Below are 21,256 nucleotides of genomic sequence, written 5' to 3'. Positions count from 1 at the left end.
TACTTAGTCATTTTCTCCACTAACCGTTTGGATTAAAGAGATCCTGTCTTCCTCTGAGAGAAACCGGCTAACATGGAAACATGCTGAGCATACATACACATTTAGCTTTGCTTTTTCTCGTATCAGTGGCTTTTTAAGACCAGCCGGGACAATAGCTTCGAAATCACCTTGAGCGAGCGGCTGTTGTCCAGTAAACAACATATACTCCCGGCAATGTGGACACTCTGGGACTTCGTCTTGAGCATCAAGCAATGTCTCCACACCAGATTCATAGACGAGCGGGTTTCCACCTCCCGCTTCAAAAACATCTAAGCGACGTATCGTATCCAAGTGTTCTTCATTATCTTCTTCCCAAAATGGCTGAACACCTTCGCTAATTTCTTCATCCTCGTCATCCACATCGGAATCAAGACCAATATGCAGTGTACGATAGCCTTTTAATTCGTTATGGCAATAGGGACATTCTTCTTCCGGCCCAATCTCCTCATCCCATACAATTTCCGTCTGACACCATGGGCAAATCGTCGTTTCCATTGCAGCCCATCCTTTCAATACTTAATTTAAGTGTTCCATAAAAATATGATACCTGCGGCCATAAAAAGTATAGCAGCAACGAATAAAATTCCGGCTAGATTCTTCATAAAATTCTTCATACTATACTCCTCCTAACCTATACATGCCCCAATTAAATACGAAATCGATACTGAAACAGTCAAGGCTATAAACCCCACTGCCACATTTCCATCAGCAATTTCTTTATCTACCTGAAAAACGGTTGTCAAAAATTGAAACAATATATAGGCCACAAAGAGCAATCCGACACCAACACTAGACCAAGCCATAAAATCATAAATTGTCGGCTCGCTAGCCGCTCTCCAGATAATATGGCTGATCCCGAATATTTTGCCACCCGTTGCGAGCGACGCGGCTACATTGCCGCGCTTAATCTCTTGCCAACAACGATATTTCGTTACAAGTTCAAAGAAGGAAAGAAACACGATTAATTCCAAAACTGCTACCGATAAATAACCGACCATGAATCCAAGCGGTTGTTCCAGCAGTGGATCAATGCTTCCTCTCAAGTTTCCCCTCTCCTTATCATTACTTTAGTTCAGCTACTGTTACTCCATTACCGCCTTCTCCGTAATTTCCAAGACGGTAGCTTTTTATATGTTTATGTTTGCGTAGATAATCCGATATCCCGGTACGTAAAATTCCTGTACCTTTACCATGGATAATACTTACCTGTCCTAAATTGCCGAGGTAGGCTTCATCAATAAATCGATCTACCTCAATCAACGCTTCCTCTAAATTTGCACCCCGTAGGTCTAATTCATTACGGACATGTTCATCCCGAGTCCGCTTCACATTAGCAACCGTGCGCTGAGTTGGCTTACTTTCAGGAGCAGAGCCAATCAATTCAAGATCGTCCGTACGGACCTTCATCTTCATGATCCCGAGCTGGACAAGAGCTTCCTTGCCTGCAAGTTCAACCACAACTCCACGTTGATTCAAGCTATAAACCATGACTTCATCTCCGGGACCAATTGTACGTGGTGCTTTGACTGCTTGACGTTTGGTACCCACTTTCTTTCGTCGCTGTGGCTCAGCCTCGTCCAACTGTTTGCGAGCAGCGATAAGTTTATGTTCCTTAACTGAAGCGCCTTCTTCTAATGCAAGCTTACGTAGATCCTCGATAATTTTCTCTGCTTCGCTCCGTGCCTTAGCGACGATCGCAGCTGCTTCCTCTTCAGCTTTACTCAAGCGTTTATCACGCTGTTGCTCCAGCTTATCCAATTCTGCCTCATGCTTGCTACGTAAAGCTTCCAGCTCACGGCGTAGCTTCTCTGCTTTCTCATGCTCTTGTTCAGCACCAAGACGATTCTCCTCTAACGAGGCGATCATATTCTCAACGCGAAGATCTTCTTCCTTTACCTCTCCACGAGCATAATCTAAGATGCCTGTTGGCAAACCTAGGCGGCTAGCAATGGCAAAGGCATTGCTTCGTCCCGGTACACCAACTAACAATCGATAAGTTGGGCTGAGTGTATTCACATCAAACTCCATGCTCGCATTAATTACACCTTTACGCTCATATGCATAAGCTTTCAATTCACTATAATGAGTGGTTGCAACCATGCGACTACCTAGTGAATGAATATGTTCCAGAATGGCTATCGCGAGAGCCGAACCTTCTGCAGGGTCAGTACCCGCCCCAACTTCATCCAGAAGCACTAAACTCTTCGGGGTCATTACCTTTAAAATCGAGATAATATTGGTCATATGGCTAGAGAAAGTACTTAGACTCTGCTCAATACTTTGCTCATCACCAATATCAGCATAAATCGCATCAAATACACATAGTTGAACGCCATCTTCAGCAGGTACAAACAGACCGGACATCGCCATCAAACTTAGCAGTCCAATGGTTTTTAAGGTTACCGTTTTACCGCCGGTATTAGGCCCTGTAACAATGATAGAGGAATACTGGTTCCCTAACTCTACATCAATGGGAACGACTTGATCGGCTGGAATAAGCGGGTGTCGTCCCTTCTTCAGCTTCAAGAATCCTCGATCGTTCATTCTCGGCAGTGACGCTTTCATTTCACGAGCCAAACGTGCTTTAGCAAATATGAAATCCAACTGAGCTAACACATCACTATCATATAACAATAGCTCCGCCTGATCTCCAACTAACGCGGTAAGCTTCTGAAGAATAACTTCGATTTCACGTTCTTCCTTAAGACGTGTCTCACGAAGTTTGTTGTTCATCGCTACAATAGACTCCGGCTCGATAAACAACGTCGCTCCAGATCCAGACTGGTCGTGTACGATGCCACCGAAGTGAGCGCGGTATTCCGCCTTTACTGGAATAACAAAACGATCTCCTCGAATCGTAATGAGCTGATCCTGCAACATCTTCGAGACAGTCGATGAACGAATCATCGCATCCAGCTTCTCACGAATCCGTACTTCTCCGCCTCTTAGTTCACGGCGGATTTGTGCCAGCTCTGAGCTAGCGGAATCCAGAACCTCGGCGCTTTCATCAATACAACGTTTGATCGCCTCTTCAAGCGCCTTTTGTTCACTAAGCGCATCACTAAGCGTAAACAATAGCTGAATAGGCTCCTCATCATGTATAGCAGCGATATACCTTCTAATACGTCTAGCTGCTTCCAGCGTTGTTGCGACACCATAAAGCTCATGTGGATTCAATGTTCCACCGATACGCGCACGCTTTACAGCAGGCGTAATATCAACAATTCCACCAAATGCTGGTGATCCCTTAAGTCGATCGACTTTAAAGGCTTCATCCGTTGCCTGCAAAAGCTGTTTTACTTCCTCCAGATTTGAAACGGGTAACAGCTGTTCAGCAGTCGATTTGCCTAACGGAGTCTGACAATATTTATACAGCTTATCTATAATTTTTTGATATTCCATGGTTCTTAATATTTTCTCGTCCAAGAACGTTCACTACTCCCCTCAAGCTATGATTCCATTATAACGAAATGGCTCATTTTTTGCCATTTTACATACATAGGCACATAAGAAGACCAATTTAAGAACAAGATAATCAAGTGTAGTATTAAATAAAAGGAGGCCATTTGCCATGCATTTTCTGGGACACGTTGTTCGCTTTATTGTCTCTGCATTGGTTCTGATTGTTGTGGGATGGCTCGTTCCACAGTTCAGTATTGGCGGTTTTGGCAGCGCATTATTGCTGGCACTCGTCATTGCTTTACTGGGATGGGCAATCGAAGGTATTTTCGGAAAAGGAGTCTCCCCTTTTGGACGTGGGATCGTCGGATTTCTTGTCAGTGCACTTGTAATCTGGCTGGCCCAGTTTATTGTTTCGGGTGTTTCCGTGTCCATTATAGGAGCATTACTTGCTGCTTTGGTGATTGGGATTATTGATTTGTTTATCCCAGTTTCCACTCCATTTAACGCAGCTAAGGAAAAAGATTCCCACTAACATCTAGTTTACTTAGATGTAGCATAGAACTCCTTGTTCTCAGGCGGGCAAGGAGTTCTTTTGCTGTAAAAAATAAGACATACACTAAAAATGTCATTAATTCTTCATACCCTTAGCTTTCAAGTATTCTCCAATTGAGTTATGATTTTCATGTAATTGTCATCGAAATTTTAATTTCATAGGAGAAAACATGAAAAAAATACTTGCTTTTATGCTCACATTGACTTTTTTGCTTGCCATTTCCGCATGTAGTAGTGGAACTGAGTCAAACAATAATGCAGAGGAAAATAAGATCGTACCAGAAACAGAACTGGTTATAACCGCAACTAATTACCAATTTGATCAGAATGAGTACCATCTGAAGAAAGACGTTCCCGTAAAAATCACATTTAAGAATGATGAAGGCAATCACGGGATACTCATTCCAGGGTTAAAGGTGCAATTGGATGGAAAGAACGATTCCAAGGTCATTGTGCCCACAAAATCCGGTGAATACGAAATGTCCTGTGCGATTATGTGTGGCACTGGTCATGGTACCATGACCGCCAAAATCATCGTTGATTAGCAATAAACATATACAAGAGCCCCCAGTTTTTCCGGGGGCTCTTGTACGTTAATCACAACCGAAACAGATTAATTCTCTTGTTCGATTAACTCGATCCACTCGTTATATTCAGACTGAAGCTTGGAGTAGTCTTCCTTTAAACGGGAGAATTCCTGCTCTGTCTTCTGAACCTGTTCTCGCTCAACTTCTCGCTCCACCTGAAGCAACCGATACTCATGTGAAACAATTTCGTAGCTTTCAGAAATCTGACGCAACTGCTCCGCAATTTGCGCTTTATTCTCCTCAAGCTCTCTGAAATCAGACGACAAATTCAGAACCTGTTCCCCTCCAGCAGCACTTTCCTGCTGCCATTGGCTTAATTGTCGTTGAAGATCAGCCTCTGTCTCCCGCCACGACACCAATTCTTGCTCCGCCGAAGCCAACTGCTCACGCCATTCAAGCTCTCGGCGTTCCGCTTCCTGCTTGGATGCCTCTTGCTCCTCAACCAATGCAGCATAATCCTGAATCTCACGTTCAGCTTCAGCCAGACGTTCGCCAAGGCGTTGTACTTCCTGCTTCGATGCTTCTTGCTCCTCAACCAGCTCAGCATAATCCTGAATCTCGCGTTCAGCTTCAACCAGACGTTCGCCAAGGCGTTGTACTTCCTGCTTCGATGCTTCTTGCTCCTCAACCAGCTCAGCATAATCCTGAATCTCGCGTTCAGCTTCAGCCAGACGTTCGCCAAGGCGCTGTACTTCCTGCTTCGACGATTCTTGCTCCTCAACCAATGCAGCATAATCCTGAATCTCGCGTTCAGCCTCAGCCAAACGCTCGCCAAGACGCTGTACTTCCTCCTGTAAGCTTGATTTTTCTTCTTCTGCTGATTCTACTGTATGAAGTGCATGAGTACGTTCTCTAGTGACTTGTTCCATTTGAGAGCGCAACAATTCCATATCCGAAATAAGCTTCCGAGCCTTTTCTTTCTCAGCTTGAAGTCCTTCTCGTGTACCATCCAATTCTTGCTTGGCGAGCTGCAACTGTTCTTCTAGTTTTTCACTACGATCAGCCGCTTCCAACAGACCAATTTCTAGTCGACTCAATTCCTCGTTTCGCTTCTCGGCCAATTTCTGCCATGACTTCTCATTTTGAAGTGCACTTGCAACCTCAGCACGAAGTTTATCTTCTCGTTCTTTCGCTTCCTGAATTAAGCGCAGCTGTTTCTTAGTCTCAGCTTCAGCAGCTTGTAACGTGGATTGCATAACCTTTGTCTGTTGCTCCAGCTTGGCATGATTATCCTTAGCTCGCTGTTCACTGATTTTAGCCGCTTCCTCACGTTGTTGCGAGCTCTTTATTTGAAGTAGGAGTCTTTCAACTTCCCCCTTCTCCTTCATAGCCACTTGCTCTACTGAAGCCAGCTTAGACTGAAGTTGCGAACTACTAGTTCGTTGCTCAGACAATTGACGCTCTAATTCTTGCACTCGAGCCGTAATCTTTTGATTCTGAGCTTCTCGTTCTTTAGCCGTGTTCTCACTCTTTACGAGTTGCTCACTGAGCATTTTATTATCAATCTTTAGCTGATGTTGCTCCTCTTGCAGCGTTTTGTACATACTCTCTTGCTTAGTGTGTAATGCTTCGATAACAGAAATCTCTTGAGTGAGTCCAGCTTTCTCTTGGAGAGCAGTCTGAAGTTCACCGCGAATCTGTTCGGTTTTAACCGCTTCCTCCGCCATACGAACAGCCGCCAATACCGCAAGACGTGGTGTATCCAAATGAGAATACATTTTGGATATGGCACGCATGTGTTCGTCCACACGGCGGGCAACTTGATTCATATATTCGGCGCTGCTACCGACAATTTTATAAGAAGTTCCATAGATCTCAACATTAACAGTAATTCGGTCAGGGGTAGTCAAAGATTTGTGCCTCCTTCGGGTCCTCCGTTGTGTGTCTTGATGCCTTATACTTGCACGAAAGTCACATCGAATCGATACTTTACATTGATTCGATGTGACTTCGTATAATTCCTGCTATTTTCTCAATTCTGCAGCAAAAGTTTGTTCAAGTGCCGAAACCACTTCTTCGTGGACCGCTGAGATCTCCTCATCCGTCAATGTATGCTCTTTATGACGATAGACGAGAGAAAGAGCTACACTCTTCTTACCTTCTCCAAGTTTACTACCGGTGAATACGTCAAATACTTTAACAGATTCAAGCAATTCTCCTGCCGTTTGCTTAATCTTCGAAATAAGAGCTTCAGCTTCAATATCACTGTCAATAACGACGGCAATATCTCTTTCCATTGCAGGGAAGCGTGGTAAATCACGATATACAACACGTTCGCCAGCATGCTGATATACAGGTGTCAGCAATATTTCCGCTACATACGTATCTTCTAAATCCTTCTCACGTTGGAGTTCCGGATGAATCTGACCCAATGTGCCAATCCATTCTTTCCCCCCGGAAGTATTCAGATAGATAGATGCTGATCGACCAGGATGGAAGCCTTGTGGTTTATTAGCTTCATAAGTAACCATGTCAGCCATTCCGAGATAAGCAAATACGCTTTCTACTGCACCCTTCAAATCATAGAAATCTACTTTCTCTGCTGGTATGTTCCAACGTTTCTCTCCACGTTCACCAGTAAGCAGTAAGCCCAACACTGGCGACTCCTGTGGCTGTTTCGTTAGGTCTTTTTCATCGGATTGGAACACACTTCCGATTTCGAATAGTGCCACATTGTCCTCTTTGCGATTCCGATTGTATGCAGCTATATCAATTAATCCTGGTAATAGGCTGCTCCGCAGTACACTACGGTCCTCACTCATCGGCATAGCTAATTTTACTTCATGTCCATCTTTACCAAGTAGCGGGAACACGCGTCCTGCTCCTTCGCGAATGAAGGAGTAACCCATTGCTTCTTGCAGGCCTCCATGAGACAGTAACCCACGCAGTGCACGGCGAATCGCCTGAGGCTTCGTATATCCTCCAGCTGTTGTAGGCCCTTCAATAGCCGTTACCGGAATATTATCATAGCCATACAAGCGAGCTATTTCCTCTATAAGATCTACATCACGCGTAATGTCACCACGACGTGTAGGCACAGAAACGTTTAACACATCGTTATCCAGATCACCATGTTCAAAATGCAAACGTGACAAGATCACCTTGATTTCGAGTGCAGAAATATCAGTCCCCAAGTAATCATTCAATTTGTTAACCGATAGATGGATCACTCTTTCTTCTGGCTGAGAAAGGATCGACTCCACCACACCTTGATGAACTGTCCCGCCCGCATAAAGGGCCATGAGAGCAGCCGCCCGGTCTAATGCTGGAATAACAGCGCTAGGGTCCACTTCTTTCTCGAAACGTTGCGAAGCTTCCGAACGAAGACCCAATTGGCGAGATGTTTTACGTACTGAACCCCCGTCAAATTTGGCCGACTCCATCACAATATTAACGGTTTTCTCCGTTACCTCAGAGTCAAGTCCACCCATAACCCCAGCCAAACCTACCGGTTTGTTCAGACCATCCACGATCAAGAGGGCACCCGCTGTGAGACTACGCTCCTGTCCGTCCAGGGTAACCAGCTTTTCGCCTTCTACTGCTCTTCTTACACCAATTGATCCACCTGCAATTACATCAGCGTCAAACGCATGAAGCGGTTGTCCGTATTCCAACATAACGTAGTTGGTAATATCAACAATATTGTTAATTGGACGAACGCCAGCTGCCATAAGACGATTCTGCATCCAAAGTGGCGAAGGGCCAATTTTCACTTCTGAGATGTACCGTACGGCGTAATGGCTACACAAATCCGGATCATCGATTTTCACAGAGATAGATTCTTTTGCAGCATGCTCCGTAACTTCAATTAGGTTTGCCTTCGGCAACATAACCTCTTTACCTAAAATGGCACCAACCTCATATGCAGCTCCAATCATACTTAAGCAGTCCGAACGGTTAGGTGTCAGATCGAAATCCATCACTTTGTCGTCCAGTCCGAGTACTTTGGTTATCGGTGTGCCGATCTCTGTGTTTTCTGGGAGTACGAGGATACCTTCTTGCTGCTCTTTTGGAAGCAACTTGATATTCATGCCGAGCTCTTTAGCAGAACAGATCATACCTTGTGATACGACGCCACGCAACTTCGCCTTTTTGATTTCTAGACCATCGGGTAGTTTGGCTCCGACAAGGGCAACAGGTACCTTTTGTCCCGCATCAATATTTTTAGCACCACAAACGATTTGTAGGTCTTCACCCACTCCAGCGTCGATAATACAAACGTTAAGCTTGTCAGCATCAGGATGCTTTTCCTTACTTTTCACGTATCCAACTACCACATTCGTGACACCAAGATTTCGGTTCTCAATTGAATCGATCTCAATCCCTGAGCGGGTAATTTGCTCTCCTAACTGCTCGATGTCTACTCCATCTAGACTAATATAATCTGACAACCATTCGGTTGATACTTTCATCTTAGGTTCCCTTCCCTCTTCAGAAATTAATGTGATGCAAACTGACTTAAGAAACGTAGATCGTTGCTAAAGAAATGGCGAATATCGTCTACACCATATTTCAGCATCGCAATCCGCTCGACACCCATACCGAATGCGAATCCGCTATATTTTTCCGGATCATAACCGCTCATTTCAAGTACGCGTGGATGAATCATTCCGCTACCGAGAATCTCAAGCCAACCTGAATTTTTACAAACCCGACAACCTTGTCCACCGCATTTCATGCAAGTTACGTCTACTTCCACACTAGGCTCTGTGAATGGAAAGAAGCTTGGACGCAAGCGAATCTGTGTATTAGGCCCAAACATTTCACGAGTGAACTGCAGCAATGTACCTTTAAGATCGCTCATCCGAATTCGAGGACCAATCACGATACCTTCGATTTGATGGAATTGGAATGAGTGAGTCGCATCATCATCATCCCGACGATACACTCTACCTGGACAAATTACTTTTACTGGAACCTCACCCTTCATAGCTTCCATCGTCCTTACTTGTACCGGGGAAGTCTGTGTACGCATAAGCAAATCATCCGTTAGATAAAAAGAATCCTGCATATCCCGTGCCGGGTGATTCTTGGGTAGATTTAGTGCTTCAAAGTTGTAATAGTCGGTTTCCACTTCTGGACCTTCAGCGATACGATATCCCATACCGATAAAAATGTCCTCAATATCTTGAATAACCTGGTTCAACGGGTGTATGCCACCCTGTTTCAACGGACGACCTGGCAATGTAACATCGACTTTCTCAGCTGCTAGCCGTTGTTCTGTTTCTTGACGTTGGAAATGTTCTTGTTTTTCTTCGATTAACGACTCAATTGCGCCACGAACCTCATTTGCAACTTGACCGATTACTGGGCGTTCCTCAGCACTAAGCGATCCCATACCACGTAGTATTTCAGTCAAAGGGCCTTTCTTACCTAAATATTTAACTCGAAGATCGTTCAAGTGGGCTGCATCAGCTACTTTACCGAGCTGCGCCACCGCTTCCTGTTTGAGTGCTATCAAACGTTCTTTCATGGATAAATCCTCCTTTAAAGGTTGCTTCGTTTCTTAAAAATGACTTTTTTTGAACAGCACTTGAATTAAAACAACAAAAAAAGGCCTTTCTCTCCCATAAAGGGACGAAAAGACCGTGGTACCACCCTTGTTAGAGTACACAATAAGGCCCCCCCAAGGCATTTACCTCTGGGCAACATCATGCGCAAACTCTCACTTTAACGATGTAACGGATCGTGACCGGTATTCCCTACTGTACCACATTTATCTTAACAGACAAATTTGGAGTTCAAGAAACTGCTCCGGAGTGAACTTCAGCAGCCTGATTTCCATAGAGACGCTCTCAATCATTGGCGTCCCCTTCCTGTAAGGAGGATTCTGCTTACTCTTCTCCATCAATGCATTTGTTAGTTAACTTGACTTATCTGTTATTATATGAAAAGTTGCACTTAATGGCAAGTAGACGTTTATTTGTATATCATCTTGATTGTGGTATCTTTATTGTTACTTAAGAATTAATGAGGAGTTGGGTAGAAATGAACGGTACTGAACGCAAGAACATCACACCAGGCATCACCGTTGACATCGTTCTAAAGAAAGATCAACGCACCGGGCAATTAACGAGAGGAGTGGTTAAAGATATTCTCACTAATTCACCAAACCATCCTCACGGGATTAAAGTCCGGCTTCAAGACGGTCAGGTAGGCCGAGTAAAGCTGATACATGGATAATAAAATGAAACCCCAGGCTATGACCTAGTCTGGGGCTTCGCTAGCTTAGCGCTCTAAATGCAAAGGATCGTTCGATTCAAAAGTTGCAAAAAAAAGAGAACCTTGTATCACAAGGTTCTCTTCATGCATTATAAGCGGGTGATGGGAATCGAACCCACGCTATCAGCTTGGAAGGCTGAAGTTCTACCATTGAACTACACCCGCAAAATACCCACAAAAGTGACGATAAGCTCCGCTGATAATGCCGATTACTTTCGCGGTGCCAACATCAAAGAATAATGGTCGGGACGACACGATTTGAACATGCGACCCCCTGGTCCCAAACCAGGTGCTCTACCAAGCTGAGCTACGTCCCGAAGGCTTCGCTGAGAAGAAATTCTCAAGTGAAGACAAGAAATAATATATCATTTTTCAAGAGTCATTGCAACACTTTTTTTCAAAAATTTTTCCTTAACCCTACTCAACATCAGCTTACCAGTCGTGTAAGAAACTGCGATTCAAAGATCCCAGCAGGTACAGGTTTACTAAATAAATAACCTTGACCTTCGTGACAGTTCTGGAGTTTTAGAAATTCAAGTTGCTCCTTACTCTCCACGCCTTCAGCCGTTACCTTCAGCTTCAAATGACGCGCCATCGTAGTTATCGTAGACACAATAGCTGCATCATTCCCGTCCAACATAACCTCTTTCACGAAAGAACGGTCAATTTTGAGCCGATCAATCGGCAAACTTTTTAAGTAATATAGCGAGCTATAACCTGTTCCGAAGTCATCGATACTAATATGTACGCCAAGTCGCTTCAAACTATGCAGTTGTTCAAATGCCGTATCAATATCAAATGTCATCGTTTCCGTAATTTCAAGCTCTAAGTAACGCGCCTCCAAGCCAACTTCCTTAAGGATTGCATCAACCCGATCAGCCAGATTATATTGTCGGAACTGACGCATCGATAAATTAACAGAAATACATATAGGCTCATACCCTTCGAGCTGCCATTGCTTATTGTATTGACATGCCGTTTTCAACACCCATTCACCTAATGGAACGATCAAGCCACTTTCTTCTGCTAGCGGTATAAACTCTCCAGGAGGAAGTAAGCCCCGCTTAGGGTGATTCCATCTGACCAACGCCTCCATACCAACGGTTCGTTCAGAATCAAGGCTCACTTGCGGTTGAAACTCTAGGAAGAACTCTCCCCGGTCCAAGCCTTTTCGCATATCATTCTCTAGTTCCACTCTAGATTGAGTTCTAATTTTCATAGCTGGAGTATACCGCATAAAATCCAACCCAAGTTCTTTAGCACTATGTACAGCCATGTCAGCATATTGAATCATCTCATCTACTGTAACCCCATCCTCAGGGTACACAGACAACCCCATACTAAGGGATATATGATACTCCGTCTTATCGATCAAGACCGCAGGATCAACAGAAGCCAGAAGTTGTTTCGCTCTTGACTCTGCCGCTTCGATATTGCTAAATCCAGGCATAACGACAGCAAACTCGTCTTCTCCCATGCGAAATACAGTTTCTGTAGGTAAGCAAAGTGCCGTAAGCCGCTCTCCCACTTCCGTGAGCAACTTGTCACCTGCACTGTACCCCAGAGAATCGTTAATTGCCTTGAACCGGTTAATATTAATAACAACAACACCGATCTGACCTGTTGAAGGACTTAATGAGTTCAAGCACTCTCCCAAACATTCTTTCATACGACGCAAATTAGGAAGACCTGTCAAATCGTCATGATATGCCATATGCTTCATTTGAGTTTCAATTAATAGTTGCCCCCGATAAGGCTCCTCGATGGTTAACTTATAAACACCACTCAGAACAAAATAGTAGGACAACCCCATAAACCATTCGCCTGCAGCATGTGCCAATCCCGTCCCTAAAGGATCAACCACCGTTAGTAAATAATGTCCCATCATCATAAACATAAGTGCCGTGATAACCGTCAGAGCAGCAGATGAACGTTCTTTACGATGACGATATAAAATTGCAAAAATAGCCAAGCCATACAGAAATGGAATGCCAATCATTGCGATTTGTTCTCCAATTCCAAAACCAGGCACTCTCAATAAGCTTGGAAGTTGCCCCTGATATATGTATAAAAGAATGATTCCACCGAGACTGAAAAGCACGGTTCCCGCAAAAACACCCAGCTTATGTCTTCCCGATACCTGTCGATCTCCAAAGCTAAAAATGAATAGCATTCCTATGGCCCCAAGCCCATGAGAGAGCATAAGGAACCAAATTGATAAATTAAGGTTCGGTTCAAAGCCAAAAAAATTAAAACTACTAAAAGCCGCAATATGGAATATGTCCAAAATCCCCAAAATAGAAAATAAAACGGCGGAATACAGTCGTTGTCTCGAAAGTTTATCCGTGAATAAAATCCATCCTTGGGTGAATATAGCGAAGGACATAGCCGCACATGAAAAACCAGCTAATAGGTGCATTGCCCGCAGCACATTCCCGCTAATGGGTAGCAAATCTGTAGAAGCAGAGAGTTGGATGACACATAGCATAACCGTCAAACCGATGAATATCTGAATGATTTTTGTTTTTTCCTCTACCTTGATTTGCATCATATTTTCCCCCGGATGTATAAAAATACGTATTTAGCTAAATTACAAATTCAACATTTTTCTGCTATTTCCTCCTTTGTTATCGAAAAATACATCATATCTTGGAGAATTGTCGAAACTATGATGTTAGGAAAAGCCCGGAAGAATACTCCGGGCCTTTAAACATGCTTATTTTTTGTCAAAATTCACTTCGGGAGTTGTCATTTTATCATAGAAATCGACCGATTTATCACGATCTTCTGTAGCACGAAGTGCCATAGCTGAACGTGGATGCTCGTCCAAAGTACCTGTGATCATATATGGAATGATATATCCCCATTCTTCTTTCTCACGGAGCGGAATTAGAAGTTCCTCAAGAACCTGAAGAACCGGTCTAAGATTGTACTTGGTATTCTTCAAATGTGTGACAAGAAGCTCGGTTGGACAATTACCAGCTGCACGGCCCATGCCATATACAGATGCATCGAGCAACTCAACTCCATGATCAACGGCTACAAGTGTGTTGGAGAAAGCGAGCTGCATATTATTGTGAGTATGCACGCCTAGTCTTTTATTAGGTAAGTGTGTTTTGAATTTCTCCACTAGATACTGCATGTCTTTATAATCGAGACTTCCATAGGAATCCACGATATACACGACATCGACAACACTAGCCTTGATCATTTCAAAAGCTTCAATTAATTCATTCTCCATGACATTAGATAGCGCCATGATATTAATTGTAGTTTCATATCCTAGATCATGAAATACCTGTACGAGTTGAAGTGCCTTGTCCACGTCTTTAATGTAGCAAGCTACCCGAATCAGGTCGAGCATACTTTCACTACGTGGTAGAATGTCGTTCTCGTCTACCCGGCCGATGTCAACCAGTGCGGATAATTTCGTATGCCCTTTTTGCGGAATAACTTTACGTAGAAAATCGTCGTTAAGAAATCTCCAAGGACCTGCATTTTCTGCTCCTTTGAGCAGTTTCGGACTATTTTTATATCCTATTTCCATGTAATCCACGCCCGCTTCATTTAAGCCGGCATACAACTTTTGCACAAAGTCCACACTGAAGTCCCAGTTATTAACCAAACCTCCGTCGCGAATAGTGCAATCTACAATCTTACACTGATTTAATTTCATTCTTACCGAATCCTCTCCATATATATGTTGTACTTCCCATCTTACTTGAACCGAATAAAAAAAGTAAAGTGCATATTGACTGTGATGATTGTCACAGTTAGAATAACGGCATCATGTTATATTACTTTTAGTTTTCAATTGAGATTGATTATCAATCTCTCCATCTTCCTCGTGTGTAACATGCGATAAACTATCCGACCAAAAAATTTATTTCATTAATATATAGAAATACTGGAGGCTGGGGAAATGATGGTTTCTTTGAAAGAACTTAAGCCGAACGAGAGTGGCATCATTACAAGTATTGGGGGCACTCGTCCCATCCGTAGAAGGCTTATGGATATGGGCATTACTCCTGGCGCTAGAATTATAATGAGAAAGGTCGCACCTCTTGGCGATCCTATTGAAATTAATATTCGCGGTTACGAGCTTAGCATCCGAAAAGCGGAGGCCGACCAAATTACCGTCGAACGATAAATATAATAAAGCGAGGGATGATTCCCAGATGAGTTATCGGTTTGCATTAGCTGGTAATCCCAATAGCGGTAAAACAACTCTATTCAATAGCCTAACAGGAAACAATGCACATGTTGGGAATTGGCCTGGGGTCACCGTTGAACGAAAAGAAGGTAAATGTAAGAAGACTTCAGAAAACATAATGATCGTTGACCTCCCCGGTATTTATTCCCTTTCTCCTTACACACCAGAAGAGATTGTTGCTCGTGATTTCTTAACCCTAGATAGACCCGATGCCATTATTAACATCGTTGATGCTACAAATATTGAACGTAATCTGTATTTGACCACACAATTATTAGAGCTCGGAATTCCTACGATTATTGCCCTCAATATGATGGACGAACTTGAATTGCGTGGGGATAAAATTGACATCATCAACTTGGAGAAGCAATTAGGTGTCCCTGTTGTCCCGATTACTGCCTCAAAAAATCAAGGAATAACAGAACTGCTAGAAAAAGCCCTTTCCCTTGAGCTTGGACATGATCTCACCCATAAAAATGCTCTAAACAACTCCAAAATATGTGATACTATACAAACCATTAGCGACCTATTAACAGCCAATGGTTATTCCAACACTTTGTACAATGCGATCAAGCTGATGGAGAAAGATGAGAAAATTAAAGACACTTTAAAATTATCTCCTTCTTTGAATTTAGCTGTCGACAAAGCTGTTGCGCAAGCAGAACATCAAACGGGTCAAGAAATCGAAATGATGATTGCCGATTTACGGTATAAATACATTACGGAATCGATCTCTAAGTTTGTGCAGAAAGGCCGTAAAGAAGGCGATCTTACTTTCTCCGATAAGATTGATAAAATCGTTACTCATAGAATCTTAGGATTACCTATATTTTTCCTCATTATGTATCTAGTATTTCAAGTTGCAGTTGGTACGATTGGTGCCTGGGTCGTCGACCCCTTCTCAGCCTTCCTAACCGAGACATTACCGAATGTGGCAACGGAATTTTTAACTTGGGCTGGAGCATCTGAAGTAACTCAAGGTTTAGTTGTAGGCGGTATAATAACCGGTCTAGGTAATATATTATCTTTCTTGCCGCAGATTATTTTATTGTTCCTATGTCTATCCGTTTTGGAAGACATTGGTTATATGTCAAGGGTTGCCTTTGTTATGGATCGGTTGTTCCAGTATTTTGGACTTTCAGGTAAAGCCTTCGTACCTTTGCTGATGGGATATGGATGTTCGGTTCCCGCCATCATGGCAACGCGAACTCTCGAGGATGAAAAAAGCCGACGTCTTGCCATTACGCTCATGCCGTTTATGTCATGTAGTGCTAGACTACCCGTTTATGCGGTATTTGCAGGCTCTTTCTTCGCCGCACATCAAGGTTTGATTGTGTTCAGTCTCTATTCTCTTGGGATCATTGTTGCTATGTTATCATGTCTTTTGTTAAATAAGACCGTGTTAAAAGGGGATGCCGCTCCCTTTGTCATGGAGCTTCCACCCTATCGTATTCCTACATTAAAAGCGACTACTTTGCATACTTGGGAAAAGGCTAAAGGGTATGTCATCAAAGTGGGAACCGTCCTTCTAACGATGTCGGTTGCCATTTGGTTTCTTCAAACCTTCAACTTCTCCTTACAAATGGTTGATGATTCATCAAAAAGTATCTTTGGTGTCATTGGTGGAGCGATATCTCCAATCTTCGCGTGGAATGGGTTTGGCTATATTAAAGATACGGGGGCAGTTCACTGGCAGATCGGGGCGGCTTTACTGACGGGGTTGATTGCTAAGGAGGCCGTTGTAAGTACTTTAGGTATTCTATACATTAATCAAGGTACGGAAGAGTTAACCGGCGCATTAAGCACTGCGCTGCAGACCCATTTCACCCCTTTAGCTGCCTTCTCGGTTATGGTCTTTGTCCTACTCTATGTACCTTGCTTTGCCGCTATTGCGACAGCGAAGAAAGAGTTGAACTCGTGGAAATGGACCTTATTCACCATCGCCTATCAGTGTGGAACAGCATGGCTAATTTCAATGGTCGTTTATCAGGCGGGACATTTTCTGGGCATCGGACTTGCATAACTAGCGCAAGTACCAGGAGGAGGAAGAACATGGCAGATTTTATCATCATATTGCTGATAGCAAGCATTATTGGATTCACCACCTATCGTTCAATCAAAAAGCGTAAATCAGGTGGAGGTGGGTGTGCAGGTTGCAGTGGCTCCTGCAGTCAGTTCAGCTCATGTGATACGAAAAAGCCCTGATAGAGCTATTGCACAATAATACAAAAGCAGGAGGAATAGCGCCGTCGCTGTCCCTCCTGCTTTATTATTGACTAGCTCCTACCACAGCACTCTTCGAGTCAACCATGGGAAGAGTTATCTCAAAAACGGTTCCTATACCTTTTGTACTGTCCACAGATATATGTCCCCGATGGTTTTTTATTATTCGGTAACTAACAGATAAACCAAGACCAGTGCCCTTCTCCTTCGTTGTGAAGAATGGGTCAAACAAGCGATTCATTAAATTCTGATCCATACCATTCCCATTATCTCGGATTGTAATATATACAAGCTCTCCTTCGGAATGTGCAGAGATATCAATCATTCCCCTATGCTCAGCATCCATTTCCTCAATGGCTTCCATTGCATTCTTAATAATATTTAGTAAAACCTGTTTTATTTGTTTCGTATCAATTGAAACCGTCATGCTACTATCTTCTGGAAGGCTCAGTACAATTTCACAATTCTTCATAAGAGCTTCACTCTCAGTTAAAAGTACTACTTCCCCTAACAGCGTCGGGATATCAATAACACTTTTTAAGGGAGCTGAGGGTTTCGATGAATTAAGAAATTCATGAATAATGTCGTTAGCACGATCAATTTCCGCCAAAATAATACGAGCATATTCGTCCCTACCCAGTTGAATGAGATGTGGACGTAGAAGTTGAATAAAGCCACGAATTGACGTCAATGGATTGCGAATTTCATGTGCGATAGCTGCAGATATCTTCCCAAGCATCGCCAGTTTGTCATTATGATAAGCCGTTTGTTCTATTCGCTTATAATCTGATACATCTTTAACACTAAGCAGAAAGTCACCATCCATCTGATCCCCATACGTAATCGTAATAAGCCAATTTCTACCGTATTCATCAACCAATTCATGGAATTTCTTGCCATAAAGGAATGTTTCTCGATAAATTCGTATGACTTTTCTCTTCAAATAACGACTTAGATGTGGATGACGCAGCATTTGAAGTAAGTTGCACCCTATGAGTGATTGCCGCGGCAATTCCATTAATTTAGCCATCTCTACGTTGACAAAAGTTAGAACCCCTTCGCTATCAAACAGTATTATTCCACTGTCTAAATGCTGTAGTACATTCTCATACTTATTCTTTACAAGTTGGGTCGACTGAAATGCCTTAACCGACTGAAGCAAAGTTTTCTGGAATTCACTCAACAAATTGGTTCCCCCTATTCCCAAAAATGAGCTTGTCCGATAATTATGTACGAGATTTCTTTACTCCCCTCAACTAATATCTTCGAAATTCCATGTTAAATATCACACAAGGTATAATATTCTATTATAATCATAGTAAAGATTTCCAATTTTCTCAATCAGAGATACTGTCGAAAAAAGAGGGATCATCACTAAACATCAAAATTTCCACAAAAAAAAAGAAAATAGCCCTCATATGAGAGCTATGATCTCTTATTTCATGCCGTTACTATTGTTATGTTGCAACCGCATTCTCCGCCTGCTCATCACTGCAAGTCGTTTCTTAAGTTCACTTTCCCACTTACTATCTCCAATAAACTTGGCTACGGTTAGCAGATCCAAGGACATATCAATTTGACTCTGCACAACATCATTGGGATCCTCGTCTTCACGATTCACACAATTTCTAAAAATGGACTCGTCATCTTCCATAATAAAGTCTTGAAAATCGATCTCAGACACGCCGTCACCGTGTGCATACTCCGCTAAGACCTCGTATTCGTTCTCCACTTTATAATGAACCTCCACCCGATGGCACACCGGACAAAAAAGTAGGGGAACATTATGAACCTGCGTATGGTAATGCTTCAAAGTTCCCTTAGTTCCCACCATACTTGCACCACAGCAAAAACTCATTCCCCATCACCCTCTCCGATTTAATTCAGATGAACTCTGGCTCTATATCGTATGGAACTTCATATAATTTATTCGAGACACCTGCTTCAAATTCCTTTTAAATAAAATTTAAACAGGGCTGAATTTGTACCACGAACCTGATAGATTTGATTGAAAATCAGGGTAAAAGACCCCCTGAATTGGCAAGGTTACATGCCCATCAGGGGGTCTTTCAAGACCTTATTAACTGAATTATGCGTTCAGGTTCTTTTGACCTGGTTTCCAGTTCATTGCGCACAAACCGCCTGATTGAAGAGCTTGAAGCACGCGAAGTGTTTCTTCAACACTACGTCCTACATCATTATGATTGACAACTTGGTATTTCAATTCGCCTTCTGGGTCAATGATAAATAGACCACGCAATGCGATGCCTTCTTCTTCAATTAGAATACCGTAGTCACGAGCTACGCTCTTCGTAATATCCGAAGCAAGCGGGAAGTTCAATTGTCCAAGACCGTTGCTGTCAGTTGGAGTATTGATCCAAGCTTTATGGCTGTGCTCAGAGTCCGTGCTGACACCCAAAATTTCTGTATCCAACGATTTAAATTGGCTGTAAGCTTCACTAAGTGCTGTAATTTCAGTAGGGCATACAAAGGTGAAATCCAGTGGATAGAAGAAGAATACTAACCATTTTCCACGGTACTCCGACAACTTAACACGTCCAAATTCCTTACCATCACCCGTTACCATTGCCATATTAAAATCAGGAGCAGGTCTACCAACTAAACGTTCCGCCATTATAAAAACCCTCCTTTGAAAATATGTAAGAAACACAAAATATGTCTTAAATTTATTTGTTTACAGTAGTAAAAGACTACATTTCAAATGTTATCATCCATATATATCAAAGTAAAGATTATAACAGCTTATTTTCTATACTCATTCTAATTAAGAATATTTCTTGAATTTTTCACTTTATTTGAATCTATTATTTTTGAATTGCAGCTACGATAAGATCGCCCATTTCTTTAGTTCCAATTGCTTGGCTCTTATCAACTGCGATATCACTTGTACGATGTCCAGCATTTAGTACTTCTGCCACAGCAGATTCAATTGCATCAGCCGCATCAGCGTATCCAAAGGTCATCCGGAACATTAAGGCAACCGATAGAATGGTGGCAATCGGGTTAGCTAAATTCTGACCTGCAATATCAGGAGCCGACCCATGGACTGGCTCATATAATCCAAAGCTACCTTCACCCAAGGAAGCTGATGATAACATACCAATCGAACCCGTCAACATAGCTGCTTCATCACTAAGGATGTCCCCGAACATATTCTCAGTAACGATAACGTCGAAGCTTGAAGGACGACGTAACAATTGCATTGCACAGTTGTCGACAAGCACATGCTCCAATTCAACGTCAGGGTACTTTGGAGCAATTCCGTTAACAACCTCACGCCATAAACGCGATGTTTCCAATACGTTTGCTTTATCGACGGAAGCAAGCTTCTTACGACGTTTCTGTGCAATCTCAAATGCTTGAGTCACAATCCGTTCTACTTCTTTAACATTATAAGCGCAAGTATCTACTGCTTCTTGCCCATGCTCAGTATCACGACGGAATTTCTCCCCAAAATATATCCCGCCAGTCAGCTCACGTACAACCATCAAATCTGTACCTTCAAGGACTTCAGGCTTCAGTGTTGAAGCATCCTTCAAGCAATCGAATACAACAGCTGGACGAAGATTTGAGAACAAGCCAAGTGCTTTACGAATCCCTAGCAAACCCGTTTCAGGGCGTAATTCTTTCGGATTGTTGTCCCATTGTGGCCCTCCAACCGCGCCTAGTAATACTGCGTCAGCCCGCTGACATACATCCAACGTTTCTTGCGGCAGTGGAGTTCCTTTCTGATCAATCGCGATACCGCCAAAGAGTGCATGCTCAGTTTCAAATCGATAACCAAACAATTCCTCTGTACGTTTCAATACTTTTTCCGCTTCAGCAACTACTTCAGGTCCAATTCCATCGCCAGCTATAACCGCAATTTTCTTAACTTCTCCCATGACTTCCAGCTCCTTCTCAATATAACTATAAACTCACTCGAATAGACTCTTACTCAGTTGTATCATAATCACTTAAGATAAACAAAGATATAGAATCTATTAAGGCTATAGGT

At 42.8% G+C, this 21,256-nt stretch carries 18 protein-coding genes, 2 tRNA genes and 1 other annotated feature; of the genes, 6 read left to right on the top strand and 14 right to left on the bottom strand.

Annotated elements, in window-relative coordinates; all coding sequences use genetic code 11:
* Positions 1-3 precede the first annotated feature (3 nt).
* The 3 genes from IEW05_RS03640 to IEW05_RS03630 all read right to left on the bottom strand — a co-directional run bounded on the left by IEW05_RS03640 (position 4) and on the right by IEW05_RS03630 (position 3,465).
* On the bottom strand, positions 4-534 hold the full coding sequence (locus IEW05_RS03640) for a hypothetical protein (protein WP_188535922.1): 531 nt from the start codon (positions 532-534) through the stop codon (positions 4-6).
* A gap of 131 nt (positions 535-665) precedes the next feature.
* Positions 666-1,082, bottom strand: coding sequence for a DUF350 domain-containing protein (locus IEW05_RS03635; protein ID WP_188535920.1), 417 nt, complete (start codon positions 1,080-1,082; stop codon positions 666-668).
* Between the two features lie 19 nt (positions 1,083-1,101).
* Entirely contained in the window at positions 1,102-3,465 is a 2,364-nt protein-coding gene (locus IEW05_RS03630) for an endonuclease MutS2 (RefSeq protein WP_188535918.1), read from the bottom strand.
* Between the two features lie 145 nt (positions 3,466-3,610).
* On the opposite strand from IEW05_RS03630, the gene IEW05_RS03625 reads away from it, so the two are divergent.
* Positions 3,611-3,973, top strand: coding sequence for a phage holin family protein (locus IEW05_RS03625; protein WP_188535916.1), 363 nt, complete (start codon positions 3,611-3,613; stop codon positions 3,971-3,973).
* 190 nt (positions 3,974-4,163) lie between these two features.
* On the top strand, positions 4,164-4,538 hold the full coding sequence (locus tag IEW05_RS03620; protein ID WP_188535914.1) for a cupredoxin domain-containing protein: 375 nt from the start codon (positions 4,164-4,166) through the stop codon (positions 4,536-4,538).
* A 68-nt stretch (positions 4,539-4,606) separates the two neighbouring features.
* On the opposite strand, the gene zapA is transcribed toward IEW05_RS03620, so the two are convergent.
* The 3 genes from zapA to pheS form a co-directional block, all read right to left on the bottom strand.
* Positions 4,607-6,430, bottom strand: a complete 1,824-nt coding sequence (gene zapA, locus IEW05_RS03615) for a cell division protein ZapA (RefSeq protein WP_188535912.1) — start codon at positions 6,428-6,430, stop codon at positions 4,607-4,609.
* A 114-nt stretch (positions 6,431-6,544) separates the two neighbouring features.
* Positions 6,545-8,992, bottom strand: coding sequence for a phenylalanine--tRNA ligase subunit beta (gene pheT / locus IEW05_RS03610; RefSeq protein WP_188535910.1), 2,448 nt, complete (start codon positions 8,990-8,992; stop codon positions 6,545-6,547).
* A 26-nt stretch (positions 8,993-9,018) separates the two neighbouring features.
* A complete protein-coding gene (gene pheS, locus IEW05_RS03605; protein ID WP_188535908.1) occupies positions 9,019-10,053 on the bottom strand; it encodes a phenylalanine--tRNA ligase subunit alpha in 1,035 nt (344 codons plus the stop codon).
* Positions 10,054-10,150: 97 nt separating this feature from the next.
* Positions 10,151-10,440, bottom strand: a binding site (T-box leader).
* Between the two features lie 128 nt (positions 10,441-10,568).
* Between pheS and IEW05_RS03600 the strand changes: the two genes are divergently transcribed.
* Positions 10,569-10,763, top strand: coding sequence for a YwbE family protein (locus IEW05_RS03600; RefSeq protein ID WP_188535906.1), 195 nt, complete (start codon positions 10,569-10,571; stop codon positions 10,761-10,763).
* A gap of 133 nt (positions 10,764-10,896) precedes the next feature.
* Here the strand turns inward: IEW05_RS03600 and IEW05_RS03595 are convergent.
* The 4 genes from IEW05_RS03595 to IEW05_RS03580 form a co-directional block, all read right to left on the bottom strand.
* Positions 10,897-10,967 (bottom strand) — tRNA-Gly (locus IEW05_RS03595).
* A 75-nt stretch (positions 10,968-11,042) separates the two neighbouring features.
* Positions 11,043-11,119, bottom strand: a tRNA-Pro gene (locus IEW05_RS03590).
* A gap of 110 nt (positions 11,120-11,229) precedes the next feature.
* Positions 11,230-13,353 carry a putative bifunctional diguanylate cyclase/phosphodiesterase gene (locus IEW05_RS03585; protein WP_229753247.1) on the bottom strand — a complete coding sequence of 708 codons (2,124 nt, stop codon included), beginning with the start codon at positions 13,351-13,353 and terminating at the stop codon, positions 11,230-11,232.
* A gap of 165 nt (positions 13,354-13,518) precedes the next feature.
* On the bottom strand, positions 13,519-14,478 hold the full coding sequence (locus tag IEW05_RS03580) for an aldolase catalytic domain-containing protein (protein ID WP_188535904.1): 960 nt from the start codon (positions 14,476-14,478) through the stop codon (positions 13,519-13,521).
* Positions 14,479-14,724: 246 nt separating this feature from the next.
* Between IEW05_RS03580 and IEW05_RS03575 the strand changes: the two genes are divergently transcribed.
* Genes IEW05_RS03575 through IEW05_RS03565 form a run of 3 tightly spaced genes read left to right on the top strand, consistent with a single transcriptional unit; the run spans position 14,725 to position 17,220 of the window.
* The gene (locus IEW05_RS03575) at positions 14,725-14,952 is read left to right on the top strand and encodes a FeoA family protein (RefSeq protein WP_188535901.1); all 228 of its coding nucleotides are present in this window, start codon (positions 14,725-14,727) and stop codon (positions 14,950-14,952) included.
* A gap of 28 nt (positions 14,953-14,980) precedes the next feature.
* Complete coding sequence (gene feoB, locus IEW05_RS03570) at positions 14,981-17,038, top strand: ferrous iron transport protein B (RefSeq protein ID WP_188535899.1); 2,058 nt, start codon at positions 14,981-14,983, stop codon at positions 17,036-17,038.
* 29 nt (positions 17,039-17,067) lie between these two features.
* Positions 17,068-17,220 (top strand): FeoB-associated Cys-rich membrane protein, encoded by a 153-nt coding sequence (locus IEW05_RS03565; protein ID WP_188535897.1) that lies wholly within the window; start codon positions 17,068-17,070, stop codon positions 17,218-17,220.
* Between the two features lie 64 nt (positions 17,221-17,284).
* Here the strand turns inward: IEW05_RS03565 and IEW05_RS03560 are convergent, their stop codons facing one another.
* From IEW05_RS03560 to leuB, 4 genes are all read right to left on the bottom strand, one after another.
* Positions 17,285-18,424: an ATP-binding protein gene (locus IEW05_RS03560; protein ID WP_188535895.1), complete on the bottom strand. Its 1,140-nt coding sequence runs from the start codon at positions 18,422-18,424 to the stop codon at positions 17,285-17,287.
* A gap of 249 nt (positions 18,425-18,673) precedes the next feature.
* Complete coding sequence (locus tag IEW05_RS03555) at positions 18,674-19,096, bottom strand: hypothetical protein (protein ID WP_188535894.1); 423 nt, start codon at positions 19,094-19,096, stop codon at positions 18,674-18,676.
* A 231-nt stretch (positions 19,097-19,327) separates the two neighbouring features.
* Complete coding sequence (locus IEW05_RS03550; RefSeq protein WP_188535891.1) at positions 19,328-19,873, bottom strand: peroxiredoxin; 546 nt, start codon at positions 19,871-19,873, stop codon at positions 19,328-19,330.
* A gap of 190 nt (positions 19,874-20,063) precedes the next feature.
* Positions 20,064-21,143 carry a 3-isopropylmalate dehydrogenase gene (gene leuB / locus IEW05_RS03545; protein ID WP_188535889.1) on the bottom strand — a complete coding sequence of 360 codons (1,080 nt, stop codon included), beginning with the start codon at positions 21,141-21,143 and terminating at the stop codon, positions 20,064-20,066.
* Positions 21,144-21,256: the final 113 nt, after the last annotated feature.

Source organism: Paenibacillus segetis (assembly GCF_014639155.1).
In the GTDB taxonomy this organism is placed as follows: Bacteria; Bacillota; Bacilli; order Paenibacillales; family Paenibacillaceae; genus Fontibacillus; species Fontibacillus segetis.
Note: the sequence above shows the minus strand (reverse complement) of the source record. Positions and strands in the feature narration are given on the sequence as shown.